Source organism: Sphingomonas sp. (assembly GCF_017304635.1).
Lineage (GTDB): Bacteria > Pseudomonadota > Alphaproteobacteria > Sphingomonadales > Sphingomonadaceae > Sphingomonas.
On sequence record NZ_JAFKMA010000003.1, the window covers coordinates 192,128 to 210,957 of the forward strand.

The 18,830-nt window shown below is 68.2% G+C and carries 20 protein-coding genes, 1 tRNA gene and 1 pseudogene; 10 read left to right on the forward strand and 12 right to left on the reverse strand.

All coding sequences use genetic code 11. From position 1 onward, the window contains the following. Positions 1–140: 140 nt before the first annotated feature. Entirely contained in the window at positions 141–335 is a 195-nt protein-coding gene (locus tag J0I47_RS10555) for a hypothetical protein (protein ID WP_294046961.1), read from the reverse strand. Positions 336–385: 50 nt separating this feature from the next. Further along, a complete protein-coding gene (locus J0I47_RS10560) occupies positions 386–1,453 on the reverse strand; it encodes an alkene reductase (RefSeq protein WP_294046962.1) in 1,068 nt (355 codons plus the stop codon). Between the two features lie 49 nt (positions 1,454–1,502). On the opposite strand from J0I47_RS10560, the gene J0I47_RS10565 reads away from it, so the two are divergent. From J0I47_RS10565 to J0I47_RS10590, 6 genes and pseudogenes are all read left to right on the forward strand, one after another. Beyond that, positions 1,503–2,435, forward strand: a complete 933-nt coding sequence (locus J0I47_RS10565; protein WP_294046963.1) for a DMT family transporter — start codon at positions 1,503–1,505, stop codon at positions 2,433–2,435. Between the two features lie 8 nt (positions 2,436–2,443). Continuing rightward, a complete protein-coding gene (locus J0I47_RS10570; RefSeq protein WP_294046964.1) occupies positions 2,444–3,100 on the forward strand; it encodes a COQ9 family protein in 657 nt (218 codons plus the stop codon). 53 nt (positions 3,101–3,153) lie between these two features. Next, a complete protein-coding gene (locus J0I47_RS10575; protein ID WP_294046965.1) occupies positions 3,154–3,426 on the forward strand; it encodes a FeoA family protein in 273 nt (90 codons plus the stop codon). A gap of 8 nt (positions 3,427–3,434) precedes the next feature. Next, positions 3,435–5,297, forward strand: a complete 1,863-nt coding sequence (locus tag J0I47_RS10580) for a ferrous iron transporter B (RefSeq protein WP_294046966.1) — start codon at positions 3,435–3,437, stop codon at positions 5,295–5,297. 8 nt (positions 5,298–5,305) lie between these two features. Continuing rightward, entirely contained in the window at positions 5,306–5,842 is a 537-nt protein-coding gene (gene ssb, locus J0I47_RS10585) for a single-stranded DNA-binding protein (RefSeq protein WP_294046967.1), read from the forward strand. A 9-nt stretch (positions 5,843–5,851) separates the two neighbouring features. Next, positions 5,852–6,340 (forward strand): annotated as a pseudogene (locus J0I47_RS10590) (GAF domain-containing protein); the annotation flags it as partial. Between the two features lie 26 nt (positions 6,341–6,366). Here the strand turns inward: J0I47_RS10590 and metW are convergent. The 4 genes from metW to J0I47_RS10610 are packed head-to-tail and all read right to left on the reverse strand — an operon-like array spanning position 6,367 to position 10,110. Beyond that, on the reverse strand, positions 6,367–6,954 hold the full coding sequence (metW, locus tag J0I47_RS10595) for a methionine biosynthesis protein MetW (RefSeq protein WP_294046968.1): 588 nt from the start codon (positions 6,952–6,954) through the stop codon (positions 6,367–6,369). Beyond that, positions 6,951–7,382: a GNAT family N-acetyltransferase gene (locus tag J0I47_RS10600; protein ID WP_294046969.1), complete on the reverse strand. Its 432-nt coding sequence runs from the start codon at positions 7,380–7,382 to the stop codon at positions 6,951–6,953. The genes metW and J0I47_RS10600 overlap by 4 nt, the downstream gene beginning before the upstream one ends. Beyond that, entirely contained in the window at positions 7,379–8,482 is a 1,104-nt protein-coding gene (locus J0I47_RS10605) for a homoserine O-acetyltransferase (protein ID WP_294046970.1), read from the reverse strand. The genes J0I47_RS10600 and J0I47_RS10605 overlap by 4 nt, the downstream gene beginning before the upstream one ends. A gap of 56 nt (positions 8,483–8,538) precedes the next feature. After that, the gene (locus J0I47_RS10610; RefSeq protein ID WP_294046971.1) at positions 8,539–10,110 is read right to left on the reverse strand and encodes an NAD(P)/FAD-dependent oxidoreductase; all 1,572 of its coding nucleotides are present in this window, start codon (positions 10,108–10,110) and stop codon (positions 8,539–8,541) included. 65 nt (positions 10,111–10,175) lie between these two features. Here J0I47_RS10610 and hisC point away from each other — a divergent pair, with 65 nt between their 5' ends. Both hisC and J0I47_RS10620 read left to right on the forward strand, forming a co-directional pair. Next, positions 10,176–11,276 (forward strand): histidinol-phosphate transaminase, encoded by a 1,101-nt coding sequence (gene hisC / locus J0I47_RS10615; RefSeq protein ID WP_294046972.1) that lies wholly within the window; start codon positions 10,176–10,178, stop codon positions 11,274–11,276. Further along, positions 11,276–12,184, forward strand: a complete 909-nt coding sequence (locus tag J0I47_RS10620; RefSeq protein WP_294046973.1) for a prephenate/arogenate dehydrogenase family protein — start codon at positions 11,276–11,278, stop codon at positions 12,182–12,184. The genes hisC and J0I47_RS10620 overlap by 1 nt, the downstream gene beginning before the upstream one ends. 11 nt (positions 12,185–12,195) lie before the next feature. Here J0I47_RS10620 and J0I47_RS10625 read toward each other — a convergent pair whose 3' ends face one another. From J0I47_RS10625 to ftsE, 4 genes are read right to left on the reverse strand one after another with little or no spacing between them, the layout of a single operon-like run. Then, positions 12,196–12,876 carry a lysophospholipid acyltransferase family protein gene (locus tag J0I47_RS10625; protein WP_294046974.1) on the reverse strand — a complete coding sequence of 227 codons (681 nt, stop codon included), beginning with the start codon at positions 12,874–12,876 and terminating at the stop codon, positions 12,196–12,198. Then, positions 12,873–13,412, reverse strand: coding sequence for a YdcF family protein (locus J0I47_RS10630; protein WP_294046975.1), 540 nt, complete (start codon positions 13,410–13,412; stop codon positions 12,873–12,875). Before J0I47_RS10630 ends, J0I47_RS10625 begins: the two co-directional genes overlap by 4 nt. Next, positions 13,409–14,302: an FtsX-like permease family protein gene (locus J0I47_RS10635; protein WP_294046976.1), complete on the reverse strand. Its 894-nt coding sequence runs from the start codon at positions 14,300–14,302 to the stop codon at positions 13,409–13,411. The genes J0I47_RS10630 and J0I47_RS10635 overlap by 4 nt, the downstream gene beginning before the upstream one ends. Next, a complete protein-coding gene (gene ftsE, locus J0I47_RS10640; protein ID WP_294046977.1) occupies positions 14,299–15,006 on the reverse strand; it encodes a cell division ATP-binding protein FtsE in 708 nt (235 codons plus the stop codon). The genes J0I47_RS10635 and ftsE overlap by 4 nt, the downstream gene beginning before the upstream one ends. A gap of 155 nt (positions 15,007–15,161) precedes the next feature. Here ftsE and J0I47_RS10645 point away from each other — a divergent pair, with 155 nt between their 5' ends. Together J0I47_RS10645 and J0I47_RS10650 are read left to right on the forward strand one after the other, a co-directional pair. Beyond that, complete coding sequence (locus J0I47_RS10645) at positions 15,162–15,893, forward strand: MJ0042-type zinc finger domain-containing protein (RefSeq protein ID WP_294046978.1); 732 nt, start codon at positions 15,162–15,164, stop codon at positions 15,891–15,893. A gap of 99 nt (positions 15,894–15,992) precedes the next feature. Beyond that, positions 15,993–16,079: transfer RNA gene (locus tag J0I47_RS10650), tRNA-Leu, on the forward strand. Between the two features lie 75 nt (positions 16,080–16,154). Here J0I47_RS10650 and J0I47_RS10655 read toward each other — a convergent pair. Both J0I47_RS10655 and J0I47_RS10660 read right to left on the reverse strand, forming a co-directional pair. Further along, a complete protein-coding gene (locus J0I47_RS10655; RefSeq protein WP_294046979.1) occupies positions 16,155–18,098 on the reverse strand; it encodes a DUF3857 domain-containing protein in 1,944 nt (647 codons plus the stop codon). Between the two features lie 261 nt (positions 18,099–18,359). Further along, positions 18,360–18,758 carry a hypothetical protein gene (locus tag J0I47_RS10660; protein WP_294046980.1) on the reverse strand — a complete coding sequence of 133 codons (399 nt, stop codon included), beginning with the start codon at positions 18,756–18,758 and terminating at the stop codon, positions 18,360–18,362. Positions 18,759–18,830: the final 72 nt, after the last annotated feature.

Below are 18,830 nucleotides of genomic sequence, written 5' to 3' on the forward strand. Positions count from 1 at the left end.
CCCCAAGGCGGTCACGGCCGGCGCGGCTAGAGCCGCGTCCGACTACGCGGGTTTCACTCCCGCGTCGTACCGCCAATGGTGCAAAGCATGCAGATTGACATTTAGGGTTCTGCCGCTTTTACCGCGCGGCGGGCTACTGCTCAATAATTGTGCAAAAACGAACTCTTGCGCCCGCCGTCGTCCTTCGGCGGAACCTTGTCGCGGTCGAGCGTATCGGACGGGCGTTTGGCGTCGCCCTCCTCCTGATGCTCGGTCGAGATGTTGGCGCCGGGCATCGTTTCCGGCGCGTGGTCGGGGGCGTCCGGGTCGACATGATGGGTGGCGGGGCGGTTCATCTTTGGTCTCCTCGACTGCCATCAACCGCCCGCGCCCCGCCGCCGTTCCGTCAGCCGGCCAGCGCTGGATAGTCGGTATAGCCCTCCGGTCCCGGCGTGTACCACGTGCGCACGTTGTCGGCGTTGAGCGGCGCGCCGGTGCGGAAGCGCTCGACCAGATCGGGATTGGCGATGAACTTGCGCCCGAACGATATGCCGTCGGCCAGGCCGCTGGCGACGTCCGCCTCGGCCGCGTCCAGCGTATAGTCCTGGTTGAGGATCAGCGAACGGGTGAAGACCTCGCGGATTTCGGGGCTGAGCTTGGGCACCGTGGTCGCGCCGAACGTGCCCGTCGGCGACAATTCGCGCAGTTCGAGGAAGGCGATGCCGAGATCGTCGAGCGCTTTCGCGGCGGGGACGAACACCGCGGCGGGGTTGCTGTCGTCCGCGCCCTGCGTTTCGCCGTTGGGCGACAGCCGGATCGCGGTGCGGCCGGCGCCGACCTCGGCGATTACCGCGGCGACCGCCTCGCGCATGAAGCGGATGCGGTTTTCCGGGCTGCCGCCATAGTCGTCGTCGCGCAGGTTGGTGTTGTCGCGCAGGAACTGGTCGATCAAATAGCCGTTCGCGCCGTGCAATTGGACGCCGTCAAACCCGGCCGCGATCGCGCCTCGCGCGGCGGCGGCATATTCGTCCTGGGCTCGGCGAATGTCGTCGAGCGTCGCGGCGCGTGCCTCGGCATAGGGGTTCTGGTCGGGCTTGTGGTACGGCGCGCGCGTCGCCGAGGATGATAGCGGGGTCAGCCCGGTAACATCGGGCCGCGCGAGGCGCCCCATGTGCCAGATCTGCGCGACGATCCGCCCGCCAGCCTCTTGCACAGCGGCAGTCACCGGCTTCCATGCCTCGACCTGTTCGGACGTCCACAGCCCCGGCGCGGCGGGCCAGCCGAGCCCGAGCCGGCTCACGCCCGTCCCCTCGGTGATGATGACTCCGGCGCCGGCGCGCTGACGGTAATAGTCGATCATGATGTCGGTCGGGACATGTTCCGCCGTCGAGCGCCCTCGCGTCAGCGGCGCCATCAGGATGCGGTTCTTGGCGGCGATGTCGCCGAGCTGGATCGGATCGAACAGAGTGGGCATCGGCATCCTTCGCTGGTGCTTTGTCAGAGACGCAGAGGTAGGGGGCGTCATGCCCAAGGCAAGGAGCTTTGCTGGATCATCGCGCCGCACGGCGTCGCCGTCGCTGACGCTGGTCGCGTTGGTGGTGGGCAATGTCGCGCTGGCCTTCGGTCCGCTGTTCGTCCGGATGGCCGATGTCGGCCCGGTCGCGGCGGCGTTCTGGCGACTGGCGCTGGCGGCGCCGGTGCTGGTGGTGGCAGCGGTGGCGAGCGGCTGGCGGCCGGGGCACAGCCGGCGCGGCGTGTTGTGGGCGGTCGCGATCGGCGGCCTGTGCTTCGCGGTCGATCTGGCGAGCTGGCACGTCGGCATCCGCAAGACCAGCATGACCAACGCCACCTTGTTCGGCAATTCGGCGAGCCTGATCTTTCCGCTCTACGGCTTCGTCGTGGCGCGTGCATGGCCATCACGGACGCAGGGCCTGGCGCTGGTGCTGGCCCTGGTCGGCGCGATGTTGTTGATGGGCCGGTCGCTGCACATCGCGCCCGAGCATTTCGCCGGCGACCTGCTGTGCGTGCTCGCCGGCATCTTCTACACCCTGTATTTCGCGGTGATGGCGCGGGCGCGCGATACGATGCCGCCGGTGCCCGCACTCGCCGCTTCGACGCTCGCCAGCCTGGGCCCGCTGCTGCTGATCGCGCTGGCGATGGGCGAACAGGTGGTGCCGCAGCAATGGGGTCCGCTGATCGCGCTGGCGCTCGTCAGTCAGGTGGTCGGCCAGAGCCTGATGATCTTCGCGCTTGGCCAGGCGTCGCCGCTGATCGTCGGCATCATGCTGCTGATCCAGCCGATCGTCGGCTCTATCATCGGCGCGATCGGGTATGGCGAGCGGCTCGATACGATCGATTGGCTGGGGGCCGGGCTGGTCGGACTGGCACTCGTGCTGGTGCGGCGAACGCGCAGCGATACGGCAGAGCTTGCTCCCGAGGGCGTCGAGAAGGCATAACGCCCGCCATGACGTTGCCTGCCGATCCGACGATCCCCGAAATCCGCACGGCGCTGGCGCCGCTGGTCGCGGCCAATGCCGGGTTCGATGGCTGGACCGCCGCTGCGCGCGACCTGGCCGCCGACGGGATCGGGATCGATCGTGATGTCGCGTTGCTGGCGCTGCCCGATGCGGTCACGATGATCGATGCATGGTTCGCGCATATCGACGCGGCGATGCTCGACCAGCTGCCGCCCGACCGGCTGGCGGCGATGAAGGTGCGCGAGCGGATCACCGCTTTGGTCGAAGCGCGGCTCGACCTGCTGTCGCCGCAGCGCGAGGGACTGCGGCGCGCGCTCGCGATCCTGGCGATGCCGCAGAACGTCGCGCGCGGCGCGAAGCTCGGCTGGCGGGCGGCGGACGCGATGTGGCGCGCGGCGGGCGATACCGCGACCGACTACAACCATTACACGAAGCGGGCGATGCTCGGTGCGGTCTATGCCGCAACGATCACCGTGTTCCTCGACGACGAGAGCGCGCAGCAAGCCGATACCCGCGCGTTCCTGGCGCGGCGGATCGACGGCATCATGCGCTTCGAAAAGGCGAAGGCGGGATTCCTCGCTCGCGGCATGCATCGCCCCAGCCTGTCGCGGTTCATCGGCCGATTGCGCTATCCGGCGGTATAAGGCGCGACAATTGCGTTATTGATAATCAGTCGCAGCTGCCTTAGCTGGGAGGAATGGCGCCGACTCCGCTCAGCCTGGAACAGCTTCCCCGCCGCCAGCGTGCGACGGTGGCCGGTGTTGCGTGGGATCGGCTGGCCCCGCCCGAGGCACGCCGCCTGCGCGAGCTCGGTTTCGACGAAGGCGTGGATATCGAAGTGCTGCACCGCGCACGGCTGGGCGGCGGGCCGATCGCGTGCCGCATCGGGCGGATGACGGTGGCGTTGCGCCGCCGCGTCGCCGCCGCGATCCTGGTCGCCCCCGAGGCATTCGCCGAAGCCGCCGAATAGGGATCGACGTGCATCCCGCCCCGCTGGTCGCGTTGGTCGGCAACCCCAATGCCGGCAAATCGGCGCTGTTCAACGCGCTGACCGGCGCGCGGCAGAAGGTCGGCAATTACCCCGGCGTTACCGTCGAGCGGCACGCCGGACGGATGGTGCTGAGTGACGGGCGCCCGGTCGAACTGCTCGACCTGCCCGGCACCTACAGCCTCGAACCCTCGAGCCCCGACGAGCGCGTGACGCGCGATGTCGTGATGGGGAAGCAGAGCGGCGAACGGTTACCCGATGCGATCGTCGTCGTGGTCGATGCGTCTAATCTGGACAACCACCTGCGCTTCGCCTTGCAGCTGATCGCGCTGGGACTGCCGCTGGTGGTCGCGCTCAACATGGTCGATCTCGCCGAGCGGGACGGGCTGACGCTCGATCCGGCGGTGCTGGAGCGCGAGCTCGGCGTGCCGGTGATTCCTACGGTCGCGGTCCGGCGGCGCGGGATCGAGGAACTGAAGGCGGGGCTCGACCGCATCGTCACGCCGGGTGCCACGGCCCTGCGCCGAGGCGACGCGATGCTCCATGCCGACATGGTCACGCTGCAACGCCGCGCGCGCCAGATCGCGGTGGGGGCGACCGTGTCGGAGACGCCGGTGCGGCGCTGGACGCACGCGCTCGACGCGATCGCGCTGCATCCGATCGCCGGCGTTGCCTTGCTTTTCGCGATCCTGTTCGTGATGTTCCAGGCGGTGTTCTTCGCCGGGGCCGCGCCCGCCGACTGGATCGCCGAGCGCTTCGCCGACATCAGCACCGCGCTCAACACGGTGATGCCCGATGGCATCCTGCGCTCGCTGATCGACGACGGCATCATCGCCGGCGTCGGCGCGGTGGTGAAGTTCCTGCCGCAGATCCTGATCCTGTTCTTCTTCATCCTGCTGCTCGAAGCGTCGGGCTACATGGTCCGCGCGGCGTTCCTGATGGACCGGATCATGGCGAGCGTCGGGCTGTCGGGGCGGGCGTTCATTCCCCTGCTGTCGAGTTTCGCCTGCGCGGTTCCGGGCATCATGGCGACCCGGACGATCGAGGACGAGAAGGACCGGCTGACCACGATCCTGATCGCGCCGCTGATGACGTGTTCGGCGCGGCTGCCGGTCTACACGCTCATCATCGGCGCGCTGATCCCAGACACGCGGATTGGCGGATGGATCGGGTTGCAGGGGCTGGTGATGTTCGGCCTGTACGTGATGGGCGTAATCGGCGCGTTCGTCGTGGCGCTGGTGCTCCGCCGGACGGTGACCAAGGGCGCGTCGTCGGGCTTCATGATGGAAATGCCGAAATATCAGATGCCGAACTGGCGCGACGTCGCGATCGGGCTATGGACGCGGTGTGAGATCTTCCTGAAGCGCGCCGGCACGATCATCGCGATGACAACGATCGTGCTATGGGCGCTGCTGAGCTTTCCCAAGCCGCCGGCGGGATCGCCGGTGTCGCCGGTCAATTACTCAGTCGCCGGGCGCATCGCCAACGGGATCGAGCCGGTGTTCCGCCCGATCGGGTTCAACCGCGACATCGTGCTCGCGCTGATCCCGGCAATGGCCGCGCGCGAGGTCGCGGTGTCGGCGATCGCGACCACCTACGCGGTCGACGATCCCGAGCAGGCGGCGGGCGACGCGGCGATGCGGACGAAGCTGAAGGCGAACTGGAGCCTGGCGACCGCGCTCGCGTTCCTGATGTGGTTCGTGTTCGCGCCGCAATGCATCTCGACGATCGCGATCACCCGGCGCGAGACCAACGGGTGGAAATGGCCTGCGTTCATGGTGACCTACCTGTTCGCGCTGGCATACGTCGCGGCGGGCGCTACATACTGGATCGCTAGAGGATTCGGTTTGTAGAGGAAGTTATGGCGGGCAGCGTCAACAAGGTCATCCTGGTCGGCAATCTGGGGCGCGATCCCGAAAGCCGGTCGTTCCAGAACGGCGGCAAGGTGGTAAACCTGCGCATCGCCACGTCGGACAGCTGGAAGGACCGCAACACCGGCGAGCGCAAGGAAAAGACCGAATGGCATTCGGTCGCGATCTTCAACGAAGGTCTCGCCAACGTCGCCGAACGCTATCTGCGCAAGGGTAGCAAGGTCTATATCGAGGGCGCGCTGCAGACTCGAAAATGGACCGACCAGCAGGGCCAGGACAAATATTCGACCGAGATCGTATTGCAGGGCTTCAATAGTGTGCTGACGATGCTCGACGGCGCGCCGGGTCAGGGTGGCGGTGGCGGCGGCAACGTCTCCAGCGGGCGTGACGACTGGGGCGCCGGCGGTGACGATTTCGGCGGTGGCCGTGGTAGTTCGAGCGGCGGCGGGTTCGGGGGCGGCAGCGGTGGCGGTGGCGGTGGCCGCGGCGGGTTCGCCGACGATCTCGACGACGACGTGCCGTTCTGAGCGGCAGCGGTGACGCCGCTCCACGCGCCGGCCGTGTCCGGCTGGGTGATCGACGAAGCGAGCCGCGATGCGGCGCTCGCCGAATTCGACCTCGATGCCTTGCAGGCGAGCGGTCGCCTCGACCGGATCGCCGCGTTCGCCGCGCGGCTGTGCGGCGCGCCGATCGCGCTCGTCAGCCTGGTCGAGCGCGATCGCCAGTTCTTCCTGGCGCGCACCGGGCTGGCCGTCAGCGAGACGCCCCGCGCCACATCCTTCTGCCAATATGCGATGCAGATGAGCGACGTAATGGTCGTGCCTGACGCGACGCTCGACCCGCGCTTCGCGACCAACCCGCTGGTGACGGGCGATCCCTATATCCGCTTCTACGCCGGCGCGCCGCTGGTTGCCGATGACGGTGTGCCGCTGGGATCGCTGTGCGTGATCGATCGCATCCCGCGCAAGGGCTTGAGCGATCTGCAATATCAGGGGCTACAAGTACTCGCCGAAGCGGTCGTCGCCGCATTCCGCGCCCACCGCACGCTGATCTAGCGCCGCAGCAGGAACACCGCATGCTGGGCGAGCAAATTCGCCATCAGCGCCCCGCGCCGGCGATCGCCCGACAGGAACCACGCGCCCTCGACCGTAATGCCGCGCTCGGTGAGCAGGCTGCGGAAATCGTCGATCGTGACGTGGTGGATGTTGGGTGTCGCGTACCATGTCTGCGGCAATTGCCGCGTCACCGGCATCCGCCCGCCCCACAATAACGACGCGCGGACTCGCCACTGCGCGAAGTTGGGAAACGACACGAATGCGCGCCGCCCGATCCGCAGCAGATGGTCGAGCACCACGTCCGGCGCCCGCGTCGTCTGCAACGTCTGGCTGAGGATCGCATAGTCGAACGCATCGTCGGGATAGCTGGCCAAGTCGGTGTCGGCGTCGCCTTGCACCACGCTCATCCCCCGCGCTACCGCCGCCGCCACGCCGTCGGGGTCGAGTTCCAGCCCACGCGCATCGACGCCCCGCTCGTCACGCAAGGCGGCCATCAGCGCGCCATCGCCGCAGCCGATGTCGAGCACGCGGCTGCCCGGCGCGACGTGATCGGCGATCACCGCGAGGTCGGGGCGAAGGCTCATGGCGCGACCTTGAGCATCTGCGCGAAATCCGATGCGAGCCGTTCCATGTACCGCTCGGGCCGCAGCAATGTGTGGAAACCCAGGCTTTCGTACACGCCATGCGCATCGGCCGTGACCAGCGCCATCCGCCGCAACCCCTGGAAATCCGGATGGTCGAGGAACCAGCCAACCAGCCGATGCCCGATCCCCTGCCCGCGCACACTTTCCTCGACCCAGACGTCGGCGAGCCAGGCGAAGGTCGCGTGGTCGGTAATCATCCGCGCAAACGCGACCTGCCCGCTCGCATCGTAGGCGCCGAGGCAATGCGACCCCGCAATCGCCTTCTCGACCGTCGCGCGATCGATGCCCGGCGACCAGTAGCTCGACGCGAGCCACGCATGGACGCGCACCACATCGAGCCGCGCCCGGTCGTCGTCCAGTTCGATCATGCCGCCCTCAGGAAACCGTCGACCACGCGGTTCAGTTCGGGCGAGTCGAGCAGGAAGGCGTCATGGCCGTATGGACTCTTCAACTCGACGAAGCTGACCGCCGCGCCCGCCGCGTTGAGTGCCTGGACAATGATCCGCGATTCGGCGGTCGGGTACAGCCAGTCGGTGTCGAAGCTGACGAGCGCGAACCGCGTCCGCGTTTGGCGGAAGGCGTTGGCGAGTAACCCGCCATGCTCCTCAGCCAGATCGAAATAATCCATCGCGCGGGTGATGTAGAGATAGGCGTTGGCATCGAACCGGTCGGTGAAACTCAGCCCCTGGTGCCGCAGGTAGCTTTCGACCTGGAAGTCCGCGTCGAAGCCGAACGTCTTCGCCTCTCGCGCCTGCAACTTACGGCCGAACTTCTCGGTCAGGCCGGCTTCGGACAGATAGGTGATGTGCGCCGCCATCCGCGCGACGGCCAGGCCGGCCGCTGGCCCCGTCCCGCTGCCGTAATAATCGCCGCTCGCCCATTTGGGATCGGCCATGATCGCCTGTCGACCGACCTCGTGGAACGCGATGTTCTGCGCGGTGTGGCGCGCGGTCGAGGCGATCACGACCGCCTTGGTCACGCGCTCCGGATAGGTCGCCGCCCAGCTCAGCGCCTGCATCCCGCCCATCGACCCGCCAACCACCGTCACCTCGCCGACCCCGAGATGATCGAGCAGCATCGCCTGCGCGCGAACCATGTCGCGGATGGTGATAACGGGGAACGCCATGGCATAGGGCCGACCCGTCACGGGATCGATCGAGGCCGGACCCGACGACCCCATGCAACTGCCGAGCACGTTGGCGCAGACGATGAAATGTCGTGCCGGGTCGATCGGCTTGCCCGGCCCGACCATGCGCGTCCACCAGCCGGGCTTGCCGGTCACGGGATGCTCGCTCGCGACATGCTGATCGCCGGTTAGGGCGTGGCAGATCAGGATCGGCGGCGACGTGGGATCGCCATAGGTCTCGTACGCGATCTCGACCGGCACCAGCACGCCGCCTCCGTCGAGCCGGAGCGGCCCGGGCAGGGTGACGCGGCACGACAGGCCGAAACGCTGGTCGGTGGACATGGCTGTGGCCGTTAGAGAAATTTCGGGCGGCATCAATCCTCGCCGTTCGTGAAGCGCTACCCCATCCGCCGCGCCGGCGCCCGTGCGGCGATCACCGCCTGTGCCGCCATCCGACCGGTCTGCGCGCCACCGTTCATGTAGCCGGGATAGGCGTCCGACAGATGCTCGCCGGCGAAGTGCACCGGCCCGGCGGACGGTGGCGATGACGCAATGCCGCCGGTTTCGGTCCAGATCAGCGGGGCGAAGCGCGTCAACTGGCCGGGGCGGAAATTGACGTAGCCACCCATCGTGGACGGATCGCGGTGCCAGCTGGTCCGGCGCACCGTCGTGCTCGTCGCAGCGCCCATCCCCCGGACGCTCGCATCGGCGAACTTTGCCCAGCGCAACGCCAGCGTGTGCGGATCGGCGGCGTCGGCGGCTGTTACTTCGCTACCCCCGGTGAACCATGTCCAAATGCTGCCCGGCCCGCGCGTCGGTCGCACCCCGCCATCCCAGCCGAGCGAACTGCCCGCCGCATGATCGACCTGCCAGATCTCGCCGCCCCGCCCGATCGGCCGCTCCCATGGTCGCGCCGTCGTCACCGCATTGACCTTGCCGTTCCGCCCCAGCCCGACCTCGGCGTTGAAGCGGCGCCACAGCGGTGGGAGCGCCACACCGAACGCGATCCAGCCGACGATCGAGATCGGTACTGCGACAATTACGGCGGACGCATCGACCTTCTCGCCGTTGGAGAACGTCACGCGCGCACCGCTGCTCGCCGGGTCGATCCGCGTCGCGCGGCGATAGGGGGTGATGCGGCTCGCCAGTCGCGCCGCCATCGCCTCGACCAGCGACGAACTCCCGCCCGCCATCAGGTAACGTTCGTCGCTGCGGCTCAGCACGTCGATCCGGCGACCGTCGATCGCGGGCAGGTTGAACACCAGTTCGATCGCCGACGCCTGGCTTGGCTCGACGCCATATTCGGTGCGCGCGGTCGCTTCCATCAGGCGGCGCACCCATGGCTCCGGGATCAGCCGCGCATGCTTGTCGAGATAGGTGGCGAACGACAGCTGATCGAGCTCGGTCGCGACCTTGGCGTAATTCTGGTCCAGCCGTACCGAATCGGCGTCGATCTGTCCGGCGATGCCGCGCAGCCCCGCGACCAGCGTCGCCGACGGCACCTCCGTCGCGCCGTCGAGGATCATCGTCCGAAACGTGCCGCCCTTGCGGTCGATCAATTGCACGCCGAACTCGCGGCAAAGCGCGTGCATGTCGGCATGGTCGGTGTTGACGAGCTGCCCGCCCATCTCGATCGGCGGCAGGCCCTTCGCCTTCGCCGTGTACATCCGCCCGCCCAGCCGTGTGCGCGCTTCGTACAGGTGCGCGTCAATCCCCGCCCGCGTCAGGTGCCACAGCGCCGACAAGCCAGCGATACCGCCGCCGATGATGACGACGGGGGCAGGACCGCCAGCCGCAGCACGCGCCGGGCGCGGCAGAGTGGCCGTCGCCGCCGTCGCGGCCAGCGCCGCCAGCACTTGCCGCCGCGTCTGGCCGTCGCCGCCGGGCAGCGGCATCGGCTCACCCGCCGCGGCCAGGTTCGCGTGCCGCGCCGCCTCGAGCGCTTGCCAGAATGCCGTCGGTCCGCGCATCGTCCCTCCCCGATCCGCGCCATACCTTGCCAAGCCGAGGCCCGCCAGCGCATAGGCTCGCGCCCATGACCGCACCACAGCCCAAACCCTGGATCATGGCGATCGCGCCCTACGTGCCGGGCCGCTCAACCACTGACGACGGCCGCAAGGTCGCCAAGCTGTCGTCGAACGAAAACCCGCTCGGCACCAGCCCGAAGGCGCGCGCCGCGTTCGAGAGTGCGGCCGGCACGCTCGAACGCTATCCCGACGCAAGCGCCAACGAACTGCGCGAGGTGCTGGCGGCGAAGCACGGCCTCGACCCCGCGCGGATCATCTACGGCAACGGATCGGACGAGGTGCTCCACTTGGCGGCCGGCGCGTTCGCGGGGCCGGGCGACGAGGTGATCTTCGTCCATTACGGTTTCGCGGTGTACGAGATCGCGGCGCGGCGCGTGGGCGCGACTCCGGTGATCGCCCCCGACAAGGACTATGCGACCGACGTCGATGCGATCCTGGCCGCGGTCACCGAGCGGACGCGGATCGTGTTCGTCGCCAACCCCAACAACCCGACCGGCACCTATGCCAGCCGCGACGAGATCGCGCGGCTGCACGCCGGGTTGCGGCCCGACATCCTGCTCGTGCTCGACCATGCCTATGCCGAATATATCGAGGGCGATGCGGAGGACGGCGGCATGGCACTGGCGGCGACCGCGCCCAACGTGCTGGTCACGCGTACTTTCTCGAAGATGTACGGCCTCGCCGCCGAGCGGATCGGCTGGGGCTATGCCGCCGCGCCGATCATCGAGGCAATGCACCGCATCCGCCTGCCTTTCTCGATCACCATCGCGGGCACGGCCGCGGCGGTTGCGGCGCTGGGCGATACCGGCTTCGTCGAGCATACTCGTGCCCACAATGCCGAGTGGCGGGCGTGGTTCGCCGACGAGATCGCCAGGCTGGGCAATGCCGGCCTGCGCGCGGTGCCGAGCCAGGCGAACTTCGTGCTGGTGCTGTTCGAAGGCGCGCTGACGGCCGAGGTTGCGTACAAAGGGCTGATGGAGGCGGGCTATATCGTCCGCTGGCTGCCCGGACAGGGCCTGCCGCACGGCCTGCGCATCACGATCGGGACCGCCGACGAGTGCCGTGGCGTGATCGCGGCGATGCGCGCGATGGTGGAAAAGAGCGGCTGATGCTGCCGTTCGCGCGAGTCACGATCGTCGGGCTCGGGCTGATCGGCTCGTCGGTCGCGCGCGCGATCAAGGCGCACATGCCGAGCGTGCGCATCACCGGGCACGACGCCGACGCCGAGGTGCGCGAGGCGGCGCGGGCGATCGGTTTCTGCGACGACGTGGCCGATACCGCGGGCGCGGCGGTGACCGATGCCGACTTCGTCATCCTGTGCGTGCCGGTCGGCGCGATGGGGATGGCGGCGGATGGGATCGCGGTCGACTTGCCGTCGGACGCGATCGTCAGCGACGTCGGTTCGTCGAAGGGCAGCGTGCTGGCGGCGCTGCAAGCGGCGCTCCCCGGCGTGACGATCGTCCCCGCACATCCCGTCGCCGGCACCGAGCGCAGCGGGCCGGACGCGGGCTTCGCGACCCTGTTCCACGACCGCTGGTGCATCCTGACCCCGGCCGACGGCACCGACCCGGCGGCCGTCGAACGGGTCGCGGAGTTCTGGCGGCGGATCGGCGCGCAGGTCGAGACCATGGCGCCCGACCATCACGACCGCGTGCTGGCGATCACCAGCCACCTGCCCCACCTGATCGCCTACACGATCGTCGGCACGGCCGGCGACATGGAGGAAGTGACGCGGTCGGAGGTCATCAAATATTCGGCCGGCGGCTTCCGCGACTTCACCCGCATCGCCGCGAGCGACCCGACGATGTGGCGCGATGTGTTCCTGTCGAACAAGGACGCCGTGCTCGACATGCTGCAACGCTTCACCGAGGATCTGACCAGCCTGCAGCGCGCGATCCGCTGGGGGAAGGGCGACGAGTTGTTCGACCTGTTCACCCGCACCCGTGCGATCCGCCGCTCGATCATCGACCAGGGCCAGGACGACGCCGCACCGGACTTCGGGCGGAAGCACGACTGATTGTCGAGGCACTAATTCAGCACGTTGATCGCCGCATGCACGCGTGCCTCGATCTCGCCCCGCGGCAGGCCGGGCGGTATCGGGTCGCCGAAGCGGAACGTGGCGACGCCCGCGCGTTTCAGCCCGCCCTTCGGCCATAACCGCCCGACATCGGTCGCGATCGGCACCACCGGCAGGTCGAGCATCTTGTAGAGCCCGACGAACCCTGACTTGAGCGGCGGCGCCTCGCCCGGCTTCACGCGCGTGCCTTCGGGGAAGATCATCACCGACCGACCGCTTTCGCGCGCCGCCTTCGCTTCCCTCATCAACCCGCGCAACGCCTTGGCCGAGGCGGCGCGATCGACCAAGATGATGCCGTAGCGCTGCGTCGCCCAGCCCCAGATCGGGATGCGCGCGAACTCGCGCCGCATGATGACCGCGGGCGATCCGATCTCGACGATCAGGTCAAGCGTTTCGAACATCGATTGATGCTTGGCGGCATAGAAGGTCTGGCCGGCCGGCCGCGCCCCCTCGTACCGCGTGCGGATGCCGAGCAGCCAGTGGACGCACCAGCGATGGAACCGCGCCCAGCCGACCGCGTGCGCGATCAGCGCGTGCCGGCCGAACAGCGCGGACAGCGGGGCCACCAACACGATCGGCACCGACGCGCCGTAGAACACCAGCGTGAACACGATATTGCGGACGAACGTCACGCGCCGATCCCGGTCCACAGCGCGACGCGCCGCAGCAACAGCTTGTTGTATTCGATCACCAGCAGCCCGAGCGGCGCTTCGGCGGGAACGCCGTCGGCGACCAACGCCACATCGGTATCGAGCGCCGCGTGCAGCTCCATCCGCGCCCGCGCCATGTGCCAGTCCGACGTCACCAGCCGGACCGAGCGATAACCGTGCTGCTCGACCCAATGCGCCGTCTCACGCGCGTTCGATGTCGTGTCGACCGCTTCGCGCCCCAGGTCGATGCAGCAGGCGAACAGCGCCGGCGACACGCGATATTGCTGCGCGAGCTGGCCCGAACTCACCCCCGGCGCCACGCCGGAGATCAGCAGACGCTTGGCCTGATGGTTCTGCAGGAGCTGGATCCCGCGATCGATCCGTCCGCTGCCCCCGGTCGGCACGACGATCGCGTCGGTCGTCACCCCTTCGACCGGCCGTGCCAGCATCAGCATGTAAGCGACGAACCCGAACAGATACGCCAGCAACAGCACCGCCAGGATGCGCCGCACGATCATCGCACGCGCCCCAGCCGGCGCAACACTGCGAACCGCGCGGCAATCGTCGCGATGCCTGCGAACAGCAACGGCAGGATCGCGAGGATCAGCCAGTCGCCCTCACCCAGCACCGCGCCGCCGACCAGGTCCGACCCCATCCCCGCCATCTCGCGCACCATCAGCCACACCGCGACCATGGCCGCCAGTGTCCCCGCTACCCCACCAATCAGCGTATCGAGCGCGATCCGCCGCTGGAACAGCCGCGCGACCTGGATATCGGTCGATCCCAGCATGTGCAGGATCGCGATCGTATCACGATGCGTCTCCAGCCCGGCGCGCACCGCCAGCAGCACCGCGGCCAGGGTCGCCGTCATCATCAGCAGCACCAGTACGGCGGCGGCGGCGATCAGCGTCCGCATGAAATCGGCGACCGGGGTCAACCAGCGTGACTGCGCGTCGGCGCGCGCGTCGGGTGCGACCGCACGGACAGCGGCGGCGACGCGAGCAGCCGATTCCTCGCTCGGCACGCTTATGTCGACATCGATCAGCGCTGGGACCGGCACGTCGGCATCGCTCGCGCTGTCGCCGAGCCACGGCCGCAGCAGCCGGTCGAGCCGATCGCGATCGACCAGGGTCGCGCGGCGCACCGCCGGCATCTCGGCCAGCGCCGTCAGCACGCGGCTTGTATCCGCCTCCCGCTGCGTTGGATCGGCCGTCACGACCTGGACCGTCAGTCGCCCGGCAAGCTGGCGGTCGAGCGCGCCCGCCGCATTGACCATTCCCAGCCCCACCGCGGCGGCGAGCACCGTCAGGAACAGCATGATCGCCATGATCCACGTCATCGCCGCACCGCCGCCGCGATCGTCGAGGACGCGCCGGTCAGCGGCGGAAGGGACCACGCGCACGCTCATTGCGGCCGCGCCGGGGGATTGCGCAGCGCGCCGGTCGGATCGAACAGCTTGCCGCCTTCGATCCGCATCATATGCGCGTTCTGGACCCGGCCAAGCAGGTGGAAATCGTGCGTCGCCACCACCACGGTCGTCCCCAGCCGGTTGAGCGATTCGAACAGGTGCAGCAACCGCGCCGCCATATCGGGGTCGACGTTGCCGGTCGGCTCGTCGGCGACCAGAATCTCAGGCCGGCCGATCACCGCGCGCGCAATCGCGATCCGCTGTTGCTCGCCGCCCGACAGCGTCTGGGGCGTCGCGTCGATCCGCTGCGACAGGCCGACCCAGGCGAGCATCTCGCGCACTGGCTCGATCACGTCGCTTTCGGGCACGCCGGCGAGGCGCAACGGCAGCGCGATGTTGTCGAACGCGCTCAGGTGCGGGACCAGCCGGAAGTCCTGAAATACCACCCCGATCCGTCGCCGGAACCCGGGCAGGCGCGCGCGCGCCAACGCCCCGGCATCCTCCCCGAAGATCCGGATGACACCCGAGGTCGGCCGCTGTGCGAGATAGAGCAGCTTGAGCAGCGAGGTCTTGCCGGCCCCGCTCGGCCCGGTCAGGAAATAGAAGCCGCCCGACGCCAGCGTGAAGCGCACGTCCGACAACGTCTCGCGGTCGCTGCCCGGATAGCACAGCCCCACATCCTCGAACTGCACGATGTTCGCCATCCGGCGTGTGGTACCCCGTTTGCCCCCTGCCCGGCCAGAGCCTTCGCACGGCGCCGCGATACCGATCAAGGCATCACACTTGCCGCGCCGTGACCGCTTGCCTAGGGTTAACGCACGGTTTGCCGCAAAAGTGCAACCGACGGAAACGCCCATCGATGATCCTCGAATGCAGCGAATGCCATACCCGTTACCTGGTGCCCGACTCGGCGGTCGGGCCACACGGGCGCATCGTGCGCTGCGCCAACTGCCGGCATAGCTGGTTTCAGCCGACCTCGGGATCGACCGTGGCGCCGGTCGCCGCGATCACGCCGCCGGTCGCGCCGGAGGGGGCAACTCCATCGGAAACGTCACCCGCACCGGCCGCGACAGCGGAGCCATCCGCCGCGCCAGTCTATGCCGATCCCAAGCCCGCTTATGCCGCATATGCGCCCGATCCGTCGTTCCGCCCGCGCCGTAACCCGGCGCGGCGCTGGACGATCGCCGCACTGAGCGCCGGCGCGCTGATGCTGATCGCCGCCGCAGCGCTGCTGTTCGGCAATCTGCCGAGCTTCGCCGCGATGCTCGGCATCCCGCTCGGTGGAAGCGAGACGCCGCTCAAGTTCGTCAATTTGAAGAAGCCCGACCGCCGCGACTTGCCGAGCGGCAGCGAACTGTTCGCGATCGGCGGCCAGATCCAGAACCCGACCGCGAGCCAGCAGGCCGTCCCCGACATCCGCGCCGAATTGTGGGACGCCCAGAAACGCATCGTGTTCAGCTGGACGATCAAACCCGATCAACGTGCCATCGCGCCCGGCGCGACGATGAACTTCGACAGCGCCAAGCTCGACGTCCCCCCCGCCTCGCGCACCGTCCACCTGAGCTTCGCCAGCGCCGCGCCGAGCGAGTGAGCGCGCACCGCATCACGCCCATTGCGCTGGCGCGAACCCGCTGCTAGTGGCGCTCGCCTGCCAGCCGCCGGCATCGTTCGGCGGCATCTCTCACAGCGTGCGGCCGTGGCGGAACTGGTAGACGCGCAACGTTGAGGTCGTTGTGTCCGAAAGGACGTGGAAGTTCGAGTCTTCTCGGCCGCACCACTCTTGGATGAGCAGCATCACCAGATGATGCCCTACGCTTCGCGGAAGTCGTAGTTGTGGGCTGCCGAGCCGGCATCACGGCTTGGTACCGCCTCCTGCCGCGCTCGCCTGCCGCAAATAGAGGTGCATTTGCGACAGCCGCCGCAGGTCGCGTTGGGCGGTAGGGGCGTCGGTGGCGGGGAATTCGGGGGCGACCGCTTGCCGACTGAGCTTGAGCGTCAGCACACCGCCGTCGATGGCACCCTGGCGCGTATAGGCATACCCGGCGATCGTACGGTCGAAGGCGAGCGGGTCCAGCGTGAACCCCTTGCCCTTGCCCGGCAGCGTGATCGTCTCGAGATATTCGCTCGAAAATGGATAGTTGACGGCGAACGGCGCGTCCTGGTCGGGGCCGTCCTCACGCGAGTAGTCGACTGTGCCGCCCAGTTGCACGCCCGTCAGCTCCATCGCACCGTCCTGCATGTCGAGGGCGGCGGTGCCGGCGAAAGTCAGCGTTTCGGTATTCGTCGTCGCATCGAAGGTCGCCGACACGGTGGTCGGCGTCAGATATGGGTAGTTCTGCCGCCACAGCGTCCGCAGGCTGCGTTCGCGCGCATCGCTGGCGGTCGCGGCGATCTGGCGGCTGATGAGCGTGCCGGCATCGCCGCGGAACACGACCTCGCCGTGCGCAGGCACCGGCTTGTCGAACCCGGCCGACCCGTCGAACGACAGCCGAGTCGCGATCAACGGCGTCTTGCGCGGATCGGGCATCATCCGGACCAGGGTCGCATCGCTCGGCTGGAGCGGCAGGCCCCAGCGGAATGCCGGCGTCTCGATCTCGGCCAGCCGGCGGTCGCCCATCCGCGTCCCGTCCAACCAGTAAGCGCGCCCGCCGATCGTCGCGCGCACCAGCACATGGTTGAACAACCCCGCCGCGGGCAGATAGCGCGGCACCGCGTCGCCGATCGCCGTCGTGTTGACCAGCACCGGCTGCGCCTCGATCCCGAGCGCGTGGAGCAAACTGAGCAACAGCACCGTCTTGCCCTTGCAATCGCCATAGCGCCGCTGCCACGTCTGTTCGGCCGCCGCCGGCACGTAGCCGCCGTCGTTCAGTCCGACGAACAGGTAGCGGACCTGGTTCTGCACCAGCGCGAGGGCCGCCTCGGCGCGCGCGACCTGATCCTTGGAGCTCGCCGCGATCTTCGCCGCCGCCTGCCCGACTGCTCCGTCCGGCGCGACCGCCGCGGCCTTCGCGTACAGCGGCGCCATCGCTGCCGATAGCTGCGCCCAATCCTTCCAGTCGGAAAACTGGATCGCATCCGCCTGCTGGAACCGTGCCGGCGCGCCGCGCGGCAGGACCGGAGTCGCGAGGTAGGGCGCCGTGATCGACAGGACGGCCGTTTCGCCATCACGTTTGACCACGGGCTCGGGCAGGCCGCGCATCGCGCGCCACTGCATTGAGCCGCCCTCCCCCCAGCTCGCCGTCAGCCGCGAATCGGCCGTCATCGATGCGAACCGGATGTCGGCCTCGCGATGGCCGCCCAGCGCCGGGTCGATGTGTCGATAGGTACGCGCGAATTCGACGATGTCGCCGACCTGAAGTCCTTCGATCTGCAGCGATCCGGTCAGGCGCCCGTCGATCGACGCGCGTTCGAGATTCACCTCACGGTGGAGGACGCTGAACTTCTGCGTCTTGAGCACGTCGATCACTTGGCCGCCGCGCAGGATGCGGAGCCGATGGACGGTCACGCTGTCATGTTCGGGATTCCACGACGTGGTGACGCTGGCAAGCTTTGCCAGGCCGTCGGCGCCTGTGATCTGGAAAGCCTCGTCCCAATACGTCTCGAGCGCGCCGTCCTCGTCGAACCGGAGTTGGGCATCGCGCAGCAACGCACGCGATGGCGCCGTGGTCGATTGCGTGGGCACGGGCGGAACGGCGTGGACCTTCACCCAGGCCGGCGGTTCGGCGATGTCCAGCGTATCGGACGCATGGGCCGGCGCCGACGCGGCTAGCGCGAATCCCCAGGCAAGCCAACGCATCCGGCCGTAATGCATGCAGAGTTCTCCCCCGTTTCGCGCAGTCATGAAGAATAATCGTGCCGACACAAGACGTGCGATCGGTCATGCGACACGTCGCGACATTTTCCCTGTCCCGGATTGGTGAATTTTCGCGTACCCGCTTAGCGGCGGCGGCTTTCAGGCGGATTACAGATGCGCTGCTTGTCGGCGAGCAGTACCGGAAATTGCTCGGCAAAGCGTTTCAGCGGAAAAATCCTAGTCACGCGCAGCATTTACACTGATTCAACGTTCGCTGGCGCGACCCGTGACCTCACCAACGAACCGCGCCAGGTCGCCGAACGTCGCGTCGTCGAAGCCAAGGCCGTGATCGGTGTCGACCAGCGGCGCCAGCGCGGCGGCGGCCATCAGGTGGTGCTGGTCGAAGGCGCGGTCGGGATCGCGAATGTCTTCCCATTTGCGCAACGCGGTCAGTCGCGCGTCGATCGTCCGGGCGACGATCTCGCGGCAGGGCATGTCGGCGCACAACGCGTTGTGGCGGGCGTGGTGATCCCAACGCAGATGCTCGGCGAGTTGTGCAAGCGCATGGCGGGCGGCCGACAATTGCTCGACGTTGACGGTGATGGCGTTCAGTTCGTCGTGGTGTGGCGCGGTCTGGATCGGGATGGTTATCATCTCGATCATCAAACCCGTAGTGGTCGTGCCGGGTTGCCCGGCGCGCGCGAACAATCGCGCTGATCCAGATCAAGTCGGTTC